10 protein-coding genes are annotated in these 11,405 nt (G+C 59.3%); 6 read left to right on the plus strand and 4 right to left on the minus strand.

From position 1 onward, the window contains the following. Nucleotides 1-170: 170 nt before the first annotated feature. From FJW10_RS13570 to FJW10_RS13590, 5 genes are all read left to right on the plus strand, one after another. Nucleotides 171-2,321 (plus strand): ABC transporter ATP-binding protein/permease, encoded by a 2,151-nt coding sequence (locus tag FJW10_RS13570; protein ID WP_140900484.1) that lies wholly within the window; start codon nucleotides 171-173, stop codon nucleotides 2,319-2,321. 99 nt (nucleotides 2,322-2,420) lie between these two features. Then, nucleotides 2,421-3,182, plus strand: a complete 762-nt coding sequence (locus FJW10_RS13575; protein ID WP_140900485.1) for a Stf0 family sulfotransferase — start codon at nucleotides 2,421-2,423, stop codon at nucleotides 3,180-3,182. Between the two features lie 159 nt (nucleotides 3,183-3,341). Beyond that, entirely contained in the window at nucleotides 3,342-4,340 is a 999-nt protein-coding gene (locus FJW10_RS13580; RefSeq protein ID WP_140900486.1) for a nucleoside hydrolase, read from the plus strand. A 539-nt stretch (nucleotides 4,341-4,879) separates the two neighbouring features. Beyond that, on the plus strand, nucleotides 4,880-5,302 hold the full coding sequence (locus FJW10_RS13585) for a DOPA 4,5-dioxygenase family protein (RefSeq protein WP_140900487.1): 423 nt from the start codon (nucleotides 4,880-4,882) through the stop codon (nucleotides 5,300-5,302). Nucleotides 5,303-5,435: 133 nt separating this feature from the next. Beyond that, nucleotides 5,436-6,212 (plus strand): hypothetical protein, encoded by a 777-nt coding sequence (locus FJW10_RS13590; protein ID WP_140900488.1) that lies wholly within the window; start codon nucleotides 5,436-5,438, stop codon nucleotides 6,210-6,212. Here FJW10_RS13590 and FJW10_RS13595 read toward each other — a convergent pair. From FJW10_RS13595 to FJW10_RS13605, 3 genes are all read right to left on the minus strand, one after another. After that, nucleotides 6,197-6,808, minus strand: a complete 612-nt coding sequence (locus FJW10_RS13595) for a nitroreductase family protein (RefSeq protein WP_181177522.1) — start codon at nucleotides 6,806-6,808, stop codon at nucleotides 6,197-6,199. The genes FJW10_RS13590 and FJW10_RS13595 overlap by 16 nt on opposite strands. Nucleotides 6,809-6,872: 64 nt before the next feature. Continuing rightward, a complete protein-coding gene (locus tag FJW10_RS13600) occupies nucleotides 6,873-7,469 on the minus strand; it encodes a 7-cyano-7-deazaguanine synthase (RefSeq protein ID WP_140900490.1) in 597 nt (198 codons plus the stop codon). Beyond that, nucleotides 7,469-8,656: a PfkB family carbohydrate kinase gene (locus FJW10_RS13605; protein ID WP_181177523.1), complete on the minus strand. Its 1,188-nt coding sequence runs from the start codon at nucleotides 8,654-8,656 to the stop codon at nucleotides 7,469-7,471. The genes FJW10_RS13600 and FJW10_RS13605 overlap by 1 nt, the downstream gene beginning before the upstream one ends. 700 nt (nucleotides 8,657-9,356) lie before the next feature. On the opposite strand from FJW10_RS13605, the gene drt5 reads away from it, so the two are divergent. Further along, entirely contained in the window at nucleotides 9,357-10,979 is a 1,623-nt protein-coding gene (drt5, locus tag FJW10_RS13610) for an antiviral reverse transcriptase Drt5 (protein WP_140900492.1), read from the plus strand. A 19-nt stretch (nucleotides 10,980-10,998) separates the two neighbouring features. Here drt5 and FJW10_RS13615 read toward each other — a convergent pair whose 3' ends face one another. Continuing rightward, complete coding sequence (locus tag FJW10_RS13615) at nucleotides 10,999-11,244, minus strand: MoaD/ThiS family protein (RefSeq protein WP_140681360.1); 246 nt, start codon at nucleotides 11,242-11,244, stop codon at nucleotides 10,999-11,001. Nucleotides 11,245-11,405 lie beyond the last annotated feature (161 nt).

An 11,405-nucleotide genomic window follows, 5' to 3' on the forward strand; every position in this document is an offset into this window, starting at 1 on the left:
CCGAGACGGAGTGGGGGTCGACCAGCGCTACATTAGACAATGCATGCGGTTCCTCGCCCCGCCAAAGGCGGGGTGGCTCGGCGAAGCCGAGACGGAGAGGGGGAGCGCCCTCGGCGATTGGCGTGGGCGGCCCGCATGAAACCTTTTGATTTTTGGGCCGTTGTCGCGCGATGCCCCCGGCCAAGCACAAACCGAAACCGGCCGACAGCGCCACGCAGCGCGGTGCAAGCAAGCCGCGTTCGGCGCCGCTGCGCCAGGACAAGCCGCGCCAGTCGAAACCGCGTGGCGCCGCGAAGCCGCGCGCGCAGAAGGCGCGGCAAGACAGACTTCAAGAAGACCGGCTGAAGGACGACGAAGTCCGGCAACGCAAGCCACAGGCCGGCGACAACCCGCCTGGGCAAAAGGCGCCCGCCGAAGCAGCACCGGAAGCCATCGGCCACGCCGGGTCGCCGCCGCCGGAGGCCGCCGAGCCGGGTCCCGCGCTTTCGCCGGAGGAAGCCGAGCGGGCGCGCAAGAAATACCTTTTGCGGCGCTTCTGGATCAGCGGTCGCGGCTATTGGGGTTTGCACGGCGACAGGCTCGCCTGGCCCCTGACGATCGGACTGCTCACGCTGATCTGCGTCAATGTCGGGTTCCAATACGGCATCAATCGCTGGAACCGCGCGATCTTCGACGCCATCGAGCAGCGCGACGCCCACACCGTCTATTGGCTGAGCGGCATCTTCCTGCCGCTGGTCGCCGGCAGCATCAGCCTGGTGGTCGCGCAAGTCTACCTGCGCATGACCATGCAGCGGCGCTGGCGCTCCTGGCTGACCACGGCCGTCATCCAGCGCTGGCTGGCCAGCGGCCGCTACTACCAGCTCAACCTCGTCAAGGGCGACCATGCCAACCCCGAGGCCCGCCTGACCGAGGATCTGCGCATCGCCACCGAATCGCCGGTCGATTTCATCGCCGGCGTCCTCAACGCCTTCCTGTCGGCCTCGACCTTCATCGTGGTGCTGTGGACGATCGGCGGCGCGCTGAGCTTTTCGCTGGGCGGCTCCACCTTCACCGTGCCCGGCTTCCTCGTCGTCACCGCGGTCATCTACGCGGCGATCACCTCGACCTCGATGTTCGCCATCGGCCGCCGCTTCGTCCAGCTTTCCGAGGACAAGAACCAGGCCGAGGCCGAGTTCCGCTACGTGCTGACGCGCGTGCGCGAAAACGGCGAGAGCATCGCGCTGCTCGGCGGCGAGGAGGAGGAGAACGCCGGCATCGACCGCACCTTCGCCGGCGTGCTCGGCCGCTGGGCGCGGCTCACCGGCCAGCACATGCGCACGGCACTGGTCTCGCAAGGCTCCAGCCTGTTCGCGCCGGTGGTGCCGGTGCTTCTGTGCGCGCCGAAATTCCTCGACGGCTCGATGTCGCTGGGCCAGGTGATGCAGGCGGCCTCCGCCTTCGCCATCGTGCAGGGCGCCTTCGGCTGGCTGGTCGACAATTATCCGCGCCTGGCCGACTGGAACGCGTCGGCCCACCGCATCGCCTCGCTGATGATGTCGCTGGACGGGCTGGAGCGCGCCGAAGAGAACGACACGCTCGGCCGCATCCAGCGCGGCGAGACCGAAGACGGGGCGATGCTCAGCCTCAACGATCTTTCCGTGACGCTCGACGACGGCACCGCCGTGGTCAAGGAAACCGAGGTGATGATCGAGCCCGGCGAGCGCGTGCTGGTCTCGGGCGAATCCGGCTCGGGCAAGTCGACGCTGGTGCGCGCCATTGCGGGCCTCTGGCCATGGGGCAGCGGCAGCGTCGATTTCCACCCGGGCAAGCGGCTGTTCATGCTGCCGCAGCGCCCCTACATCCCGTCCGGCACGCTGCGCCGCGCCACCGCCTATCCCGCCGCCGCCGACAACTGGAAGACGAAAGAGATCAATGCGGCCCTCGACAAGGTCGGCCTCGGCTATCTGAAGGACCGGCTGGAGGAGGAGGCGCCCTGGGACCAGACGCTGTCGGGCGGCGAGAAGCAGCGTCTGGCTTTCGCCCGCCTGCTGCTGCACGCGCCGGATATCGTGGTGCTCGACGAAGCGACCTCGGCGCTGGACGAGAAGAGCCAGGACAAGATGATGCAGACGGTGATCAAGGTGCTGCCCCAGGTCACCATCATCAGCGTGGCGCACCGCGCCGAGCTGGAAGCGTTCCACACGCGAAAGATCACGCTGGAACGGCGCCAGGGCGGGGCGCGGCTGGTCAGCGACGTCGAGCTCGCGCCGAAGAAGCGCGCGCGGGGCCTGCTGCAGCGCGCGCTGTGGGGCAGCGGCGCCAGCGGCGGAGCGGGGCGGTGAGGGTGCTGGCACAATGGAACAAGTGCGGCGGCGGCAATGAGGCATTGAGCCCTGGCGTTTTTGCCGCTTTATTGGAAAGCATTTCTAAAGGGGATCATTTTGAAAGGCGTCGCGGTTTTAACCGAGGGAAGAAGCGGCTCGAATTGGCTGGGAAGCCTTACGAATGCCACAGGCGTCATGGGCCGTTCCGCTGAATGGCTCAAATCGGCCTATCTGGGTTCCGAGCCGCGCGCCTATGCTGCGCTCGAGGAAGCGGTCATGCGCAAATCCTCGACCGAAAACGGCCGCTTCGCCGTCAAGGTGTTTCCACGCCACCTGATCTGGTCGAAGGAAAAATGCGGCAAGGATTTCCTTTTGGAGGTCCGCCAGGACAAGGATCTGGGTTTCATCCTGCTTGAACGCCGCGACCGGCTCAGGCAGGCGATTTCCTTCTACCGCGCCAGCGTTTCGCGGCTGTGGACGAGCCGGGAGCAGGACGCCGGCTCCGTCGTTCCATACAGCTTTGCCGGCATCAGCCAGGCTTTCTTCCAGATCGAGCAGAGTTACGCATTCTGGCGGGCCTATCTTAACCTTTCGGAACTGCCCTATCGCCGTTTCGTCTACGAGGATCTGCTGGCGGACCCGCAACCCTATCTCGACGCCGTCGCCGAATTGCTCGGCGTTCCGGCCCCTGCCACGGTGCCGGTCTCTCAACTCAGGATCCAGCGCGACGACGTCACCGAGGAGTGGGCGAGGCGTTTTCGGCAGGAAGCCGGGCACAAAGGCGCCATCGAGGCGATCGGGGATGCGCCGGTGCCGCGCACGCTCGACAATCTGGTCCGCTTCGCGACAAAGCGGCCGCTCAACCGAAGGCGCTTCTGATGCAGTAGGCAGTAGGCAGTAGGCAGTAGGCAGTAGGCAGTAGGCAGTAGGCAGTAGGCAGTAGGCAGTATGTGTCGCCTTTCCCTACTGCCTACTGCCTCTTACCTGCTGCCTGATCTGTAATCGCACCAACCGGCCGACAGGAGGAGGACGCCACCCATGGAAAAGATCATCCTGGATTGCGACCCGGGGCACGACGACGCCATCGCCATCCTGCTTGCGGCCGGCAACCCGAACATCGACCTGCTCGGCATCACCACGGTTTCGGGCAACCACAATGTCGAGAACACCACGCGCAACGCGCTGGCCACCTGCACGGCCTATGGCATCGAGGTGCCGGTGGCGAAGGGCTCGCCCGGCCCTTTGGTCGGCGATCAGGTGCTGGCGATCGAGATCCATGGCGAGACCGGGCTCGACGGCCCCGAGCTGCCGCCGGCCTCGTTCGATCTCGACAGGCGGCATGCCGTCGACTTCATCATCGACACCGTCATGGCGCATGAGCCGAAGACCGTCACGCTGGTGCCGGTCGGTCCCTACACCAACCTCGCGCTCGCGGCCCGCAAGGACCCGCGCATCGTCGGCCGGGTGAAGAAGGTCGTGGCGATGGGCGGCAGCTTCACGCGCGGCAACATCACGCCCGCGGCCGAGTTCAACGTCTACGCCGACGCGGAAGCCGCCGACGTGGTGTTCCGCGCCGCCTGGGACGTCACCATCGTGGGGCTCGATCTCACGCACCAGGCCTTGGCCACCCCTGAGCTGCAGGACAGGGTGCGCGCCGTTGGCGGCCCGATCGCCAAATTCATCCTCGATATCTGGGAATTCATCGCCACCACGCATGGCGGCCTCCTGCAGATCGAATATCCCGCCGTGCACGACGCCTGCTGCGTGGCGGCCATGATCGACGCAAGCGTCTTCACCACCGAGAAGGCCGACATCCGCGTCGAGACCGCCGGACGCTGGGCCAGGGGCATGACGGTCTGCAATTTCGAGAAGATGGGCGGCATGCGCCATTTCGGCGGCACGGCGAGCGAGCAGGTGAACTTCCGCCACAGCGTGGCGATGAAGCTCGACCATCAAAAATTCTGCGACCTGATCGTCGACGCGGTCGAGCGGCTGAGCGGCAAGAAAGCCGGCCGAGGTCGCGGCCTTGGCGGTTAGCGTTCCTCGCCCCCATGAAATGGGCTACGGCATGCACACATTCCACGCGGCTGGCCTTTGGCGATAGCGTGCATGGCAGCTTGGCGCATGCATTGTCTTATGCAGCGCTGGTCGACCCCCACTCCGTCTCGGCTTCGCCGAGCCACCTCTCCCCCGATCGACGGGGTAGAGGAAGGCGTGCCAAGCTTTTTGCCGTCAACGCTCGTCCAGCAGCGCTCCCTTCCTTTCCCTCCGGAGGGGGGAAAGGTGGCGCTGCGAAGCGGCGACGGATTGGGGAAACCACATGGCAATCAAGCCTCGGCCTGATCAGTCGCGCCAGTCACAGAAGATGTGTGCATAGCGTAGACAAAGTGGGGTAGAGGTGGCTCGGCGCGCAGCGCCGAGACGGAGTGGGGGCCAGCGCCGGCTTCTGCGATCACGCGCCAAACGCGCCGGTGCTAAACAGTCTGTAGAGCGGCTCGCCGTTTCCAGGCAACGAAGAACCGCCTAGAGTTCTGTGCGCACGACAGACTGGAACCATCAGGGAGGGGAGCATCGCGATGAACGAAGCCAGGCCGCAGGATCCGAGACCGCTTGCGGAGATCGCCAGCTACCACGCCCATATCTACTATGGCGATGCGGCGCAGCGCCGGCAGGCCGAATGGCTGCGCCAGCGCATCGGCGAGCGTTTTCGCGTACGCCTCGGCAACTGGCGCGACGAGCCGGTCGGCCCGCACGCTGAGGCCATGTACCAGGTCTCCTTTGCCACCGAAATCTTCGCCACGCTGGTCCCCTGGCTGATGCTGAACCACGGCGGCCTGAGCATCCTCATCCACCCCAACACCACCAACCCCAAGCGCGACCACCTGATCGACCCGATCTGGATCGGCCGCGCGCTCGGTGTGCATGGGGAAGTGCTGGGCGAGGAGGACGAGGCGGAAGAGGCGCTGGAGGTGAACACCGAGCCGACGCTGGGGGCGTGAGGGGGACGGGCGGCCGCGGCAGGTTCGCGCAAGCCTGAAGGAGGATTATGAGGATTGTCTGGATAAGGCAGCACGCACTACTAGACGAATTGTGTTTCTTGAGCGCTTTGGAGTTGCAAGGCACGAGGGTGACATGCAGCGACTTTGGATAAATATCGATGGGCAAATTGAGGAACTCCATCTGCCCGGACGCTTTCAGGATGTGGTGCCAGGAGTCACGTGGGGTTCACCTGACGAGCTTTTCACACCGTCATTCTGGAAGTACCAGTCGGAGGCGCAGATTCGGCGAAACCGCTATGTCGAACATCGACTCGGACGAGACTTACTTGAGGAGATTGCTGTCTGCTTGTTAGGTGGTTACGGCATTCCTGCAGAAATGGGAATAATCGCGTTCGAACGCCTGAGACAGCATGGATTGCTTGATGGGTCGGCGACAGAACAAGGCATATTGGATCAACTCTCTCGGCCGTTTGAGGTGGCCGGACGAGAGCGGCGCTACAGGTTTGTCGGACAGAAGGCTTCCTATTTATACAGGGCGCTCGCTTTGGCAAAAGACCTTGAAACCGACCTTTCCGCGAGGGAACTAAGAAACAGTTTGCTTGTACTTCCTGGCATAGGCCCGAAGACAGCTTCCTGGATCGTGAGAAACCACCTAAATTCTGATGATGTGGCGATTATTGATATCCATCTTCATCGCGCTTGCGTTATGATGAATTTGTTCAACCAGAAGATGAGTCCTTTGAAAGACTATTTTCGGCTGGAAGATTTGTTTTTAGGTTTTGCTCAAGCGATTAAGGTACGGGCGAGCGTCTTAGACGCTGTCATGTGGGATTTCATGCGTCGGATCGGCCCAACAGCGCGCACTGCGGGGCTTGAGAAGTGGACGGGCCAGCTTCAGCTGGGAATCTGATCTAAGCTGGGCTTTCCAATCGCAGCCACCCCAACGGGGACGATTCTGCTGTTACCAGGCAAAAGCGCATCGACAACCTGCTGGCCAAGAATGCCAAGTGGGCAGAAGGCCAAGTCACGAGCTTCTGCGACCAGTGCCATTGCTTGGATGACCGCGCCTGCGTCTCGCCAAAGAAGTGATTGATAGTGGGAGTAAAGGCGGGATAGATCACTGCTATCTGCAATTAGCGCCACCCAGTGACCATTGGCCTGGGGTAGGACTTTCCGGCAGTTCTCCAAAAATGCATCCAAATGTTGATTGTCCCGCACTCCAACTGCAAGAAAGCAATCAGCAAAATCGTCGTAGGCGATCGCGCCGGCGGCTCGGTCAAGCAATATGGCTTTCACGGGGTGCAACGCACCCGCCGAGACCACCGCTTTTAGCTTTCGCCCGTGGCTCGTACCCTCCCCAACGAAGTGGATGCGCAGCGTTTCTCGAATAACGGACGCGACCTCTTCAATAGGAGCCTCGGAGAAAATTCTAGTGGAACGACGTGATCGGAAAACGCTCGCAAGTGATCGTTGCTCGAACGAACGCGAACCCACATCGAGGTCCATGATGCGAGGGTTCAGCCATCTAATTGCGTCACCGCAAGGGATGAATCCAACGTTCGGGCGCGGATCAATAAGGGTCAATGCCGATTGCCTCCATCGTCTCATAGTGTTTTCGGCAGCCCCTACAGTAACCACAGGCGTAGTCGCTGACATGGCACGAATGCGACCAAGCAAGAATGTCTATGGGAACTCCCGATGCCCGGACAAGTTCTTCGGCTGTATAGTTGGCAGCAGGCGCTTCCAGCCTGAGCCCTCCCTCCTGCATTGAAAGCACCGCGCTGAGAGCTTCGATGAAATCACGCCGACCATCAACATGGAAACCATCGGTACGCAGAGCGCCTATTTCGATTATGGAGATACCGCGTTGAATGCAGCCCATCGCTGCCAGCGTGACAAGCATTTGATTTCGGTAGGGCCACCACTCGCTCGCAGGTGCATTAGGATCGGCAGGTTTTCCCGCAAGATCGCCACTGCCCAATGCGGAAAGATCACATCTAATCAATTGATGATCGATGCCGAGGTGCTTACAGACCGCCGTCGCTGCTCGAATCTCACCCTCCGCAGCTTTGTGACCATAGTCAATCGTTATGGCCAAGTCAGGTCGCCGCCAGAATGCGAGGCACGTCGAATCCATTCCGCCGGAGAGCAACAGGGCTCGCCGCATCAGCGCCACGCAATCTGGAAAAGCGCACTTACATAATCTTCGTGAAGTAAGGCGCCAGCTCCCTTTGGCAATTTTAGATCGACTTCCCTCATGTTCTGCGTGACGCAGAAGACTGGTTTGCCCAAAGCGCTTGCGTAGCCGACTTCGAAGACCGTGCCCGGGCTGCCGCCGTTCAGAATCGCGAAAACGGCATCACACTGCTGAATGGCCGCCAAATCTTGCCTAACGACGACTTCCGCCGCGCCTGGGCCGATGTCATGGACTGGACTGAATACTCCCATACCAAGGGCTTGGAGCTGTGACCGCGCGTCGTCGATAAGCATACGCTGTCCGGTTTCCCGGAACGGGCCCGCTAAATAAATTCGCCCTCCGGTTCGATGTGCCACTTCACGCTTGGTTGATGTCTCATCGCTGGGAGGTTCAATGGGAAGCGTCCGGGTCTCGACATAGTTCGCCGTCGATAAACTTGCAAAATTTGCAGCTGCAGTTGCCTGCATCTTTTTATATGCCCAAGCATATGCGAAGGCGGCGACGAAGACATCTCCCGAACCAATCGAGAATACGTTTCGGGTTTTGTAAGCCGGAATGGGTTGGCTCACGCCATCTGAATAGACGGTTGCTCCATTAAGACCATCCTTTACGATGACGACCTCGGTTTTTTGTATATCGAAGATCAGCCTAACGGCGTCATCGACAGAACTTGCATATGTCATCTTCAATACCTCGCCTCGATTGGCAACAATGGCGAGATGCTTGGCCCGGGACCTGGCACTCGAGAATGTCAACGGATTCAACGCCGACTGGGGGTCGTAAATTCCGTAATTGGCGTCAACCTGGGGATCTGCCTCCATCATTCCAAATTTGACTACGATCTCGCCCGTAACGGCTGGCATATTGACGGAATTTATCATTGGTTGCGGCGAAATTCGTGGTATCGCGAGACTATGTAAATACTCGAACTCTATCGGTTCGTTCCTGCGCGAGAGGAATAGATCAACGCCTGCCGCGCCGAACGATGCTTCGGCCGTTAACTCTTCACCTTTAGACAGAGCACTGTGGAGCCGGATCGGCACGGCAAGGCCGGCGAGCGCCGTCGCAGCGCGACCCGCCGATCCAAATATTTGATCCCAATAGGGGAAGGCACACTTTTCCCTATAGATGCCTCCGACGATATCGATCGCAGTCATACCGGATAAATTTCCACCGTAACTGCACCTCCATTTATTTGTATGACGCGTGCTTGGTATTGCCGCCCTGCGCGCATGCATTCGATGATATCGGCCAGCCGGGCGGACGTAATCGACCCAGCAAGTGCCGAACCAGACATGGCAACCACACGAAGTGGATTGTTCTGAAGAACCACGCTTAAAACCGACCCGACCGTCAGTGTACTAACGACGGCGATATTCGGCGAAGCAAGGTTTGTTGACTCAGTGAAGACGCATGGATCTGGGCCTACTGGTCCACCCCCGCCCGCACTTCCTTCGGTCGGTTTAGGGGCCGTTGAGACGGGTCGCCAATCACCGCCACCACCACCGCCGCTGCTCCCAGACATAGTGTCCTCCCACGTGATACTCAAATGCTAACTAATCGCGAGAGCTTGCGTCAACCTCTTCTGTCGGTGTCTGGGCCTTACCCCCAAAAATAACCGGAAAGACATTTCAACATATGGCTTTTGAAGTCCCTATCGATCGATTAATACAGTAATTCCAGTGGCGCTTGCGCCTCCTGCTGTGTAAACAGATTTGGAATGAGAGATAGTCGCTTAGCCAAGTGTTGCTGCCACGCCATATTGGGCTTGTCAGCTAAGTCACCGAGCGACTATCGCCGAGGTAGCGATCGGAGCCTGCTGGCTATTTCGGCTAACATTGGATCTGGGGTTGGTGCATGGCGCGCAAAACGGAGAAAGGTCAGAAGCCTGTAAAGGCACCGCAAGCTGTCCAGATCACAGAAGCACCAGTTGGACCGGAGGCGAAGGCGAAAAGATCAAGAGAAAATAAGTCTTCGACTGTGGATGCTACACCTGCCATCTCCAGCACGCGGGACTTCTTCTTGGAAGATTTCCCAAAAACACTTTTTCCACTCTCAACAAATCGTGTGTTGGTTGAGTTGGGCGAAGCTGAGATACGAAGCTACATCAGGAAGTGCCTCGACGAAAAGGAGCTCGCTTATAGTTTTGCGCCACAAAAGCGCGTGTTTGTTTCAAAGCCACAAGGATATCTACGCCGTACGGTGAAGCTTGACGTTGTTGCGGAATATTATCTCTATGATGTCGTTTATCGAAATCGCGCTCTCTTTCGAAAACCGCACGCCAAGCACCGTACTCATTATGGCTATAGGTTTGAGAACGGGGTTCCGATCGCGGCAACCCAGGCGTACAAGGGCTTCAAGGGAGGTCTTGCCGATTACGGCTCGCGCTTTGGGCATTCCCACAGCATGGATGTGGCGACGTATTTCAACAGTCTCTATCATCATGATGTCGTTTCTTGGTTCCACGACCGCAACGCTCCACAACAGGATGCCGAGGGCCTAGGGCAGCTGCTTCGTGAGATAGCGGGTGGCCGATCTGTCGACTGCTTGCCGCAGGGTCTTTACCCAACCAAAATGATCGGCAACGACTTTCTCCGCTTTGTGGAGGAGTTTCACGACCTTAGATCAGACCAGGTCATCCGCTTCATGGACGATATCGTTCTATTTGCTAACGACGGGAAGGCTATCCAGGATGACTTTCAGACAATTCAACGCCTTATTGGAAACAAGGGTCTATCGCTGAATTCGCACAAAACGCGTATAGACAATCACAAGGAGACGTCGATCGACAGCGCGATCGATCAGATGAAAAAGAAATTGCTGCGCCGCCGTCGTGTAGTCATCACGACTGGCTATGACGATGACGGTGCCGAGATCATAAAAAAGGCTTTCATCAAATCGCCACTAAGCAGCGAGGAGATGGTCTATATCGACGGAATTCTCGCCAAGCCAGATATTGAAGAGGAGGATGCAGAGCTCCTGCTCACGATTATGCGCGGCTATACAAACCGGCTGGAAAAGCGGTTGCCTTACATAATCGAGACCTATCCTCATCTTGCAAAGAACGTGCACGCTTTCTGTGCAGGGTTTGAAGACAAAGAGATGCTCGCTGAGATGATATTGAGCCTAGCGAAGAGGCTAGATAGTATGTCTGAGAGCCAGTTGTTCTGGTTCTGTGCAATTCTAGTCGACGAGTTGATGGGGTCGTCGAAGGCCTCGGCGCTGATTTCAGTATTATTCAACCATCGTTCCGCCACCGCTATTACTAAAGCGAAAATCCTTGAAGTTGCAGATATCCGCTTTGGGTTGCAGGATTTGCGCAATGAGCTCCTGGCAAACGGTCAATCCGATTGGCTAGGGTGGGCATCGGCTGTGGGTTCTCGTGTGTTGAATCCATCAAGCCGCAATCATCGGCTCAAATATTGGGCGAAGGGTTCGAACATGAACCACCTCATCGCTACGATCATTCTCAAGGCGTGAGCATTTCGCCGATACTTGCCTATCCCCCAGCCAACCTCGGCAGCAGAAAAATCTCCGCCCCCTCGGGCAGCTCCTTCCCCCAGGTATCCCTATAAATCACCCCATCGATCGCCACCGCGATCCCGCGATCGATCCACGGCTCGATCCCGGGATACTGTTCCGCCAGCTTGCGGAACAGCTCCCTGATGTCCTTGGCCTCGATCTCGTGCTTGGCCTTGCCCCCGGCGACGGCGCTGAGCGAGCCCCAGAGGGTGACGGCGACCATTATCGCCTCAAGGTGCGTCGATATTCAGGTGAGGCCGGCCTGCGAACGACGGCTTCCTGCGCTTCCGGTGCTCACGTACTTCAAGTACGCTCCGCTCCGGTTCTCGGAAGCCATCATTCTCGGCTCGGCCTGACCTGAATCTCAACACACCCACCCAAGCT

Origin of the sequence: Mesorhizobium sp. B4-1-1 (assembly GCF_006439375.1) — a bacterium.
Classification (GTDB): domain Bacteria; phylum Pseudomonadota; class Alphaproteobacteria; order Rhizobiales; family Rhizobiaceae; genus Mesorhizobium.

Coding starts and splice junctions, on each gene's coding strand:
- FJW10_RS13570 (WP_140900484.1), top strand. CDS start 171: ATGCCCCCGGCCAAGCACAAACCGAAACCGGCCGACAGCGCCACGCAG.
- FJW10_RS13580 (WP_140900486.1), top strand. CDS start 3,342: ATGGAAAAGATCATCCTGGATTGCGACCCGGGGCACGACGACGCCATC.
- FJW10_RS13585 (WP_140900487.1), top strand. CDS start 4,880: ATGAACGAAGCCAGGCCGCAGGATCCGAGACCGCTTGCGGAGATCGCC.
- FJW10_RS13590 (WP_140900488.1), top strand. CDS start 5,436: ATGCAGCGACTTTGGATAAATATCGATGGGCAAATTGAGGAACTCCAT.
- FJW10_RS13595 (WP_181177522.1), bottom strand. CDS start 6,808: ATGGACCTCGATGTGGGTTCGCGTTCGTTCGAGCAACGATCACTTGCG.
- FJW10_RS13600 (WP_140900490.1), bottom strand. CDS start 7,469: ATGCGGCGAGCCCTGTTGCTCTCCGGCGGAATGGATTCGACGTGCCTC.
- FJW10_RS13605 (WP_181177523.1), bottom strand. CDS start 8,656: ATGACTGCGATCGATATCGTCGGAGGCATCTATAGGGAAAAGTGTGCC.
- drt5 (WP_140900492.1), top strand. CDS start 9,357: ATGGCGCGCAAAACGGAGAAAGGTCAGAAGCCTGTAAAGGCACCGCAA.
- FJW10_RS13615 (WP_140681360.1), bottom strand. CDS start 11,244: ATGGTCGCCGTCACCCTCTGGGGCTCGCTCAGCGCCGTCGCCGGGGGC.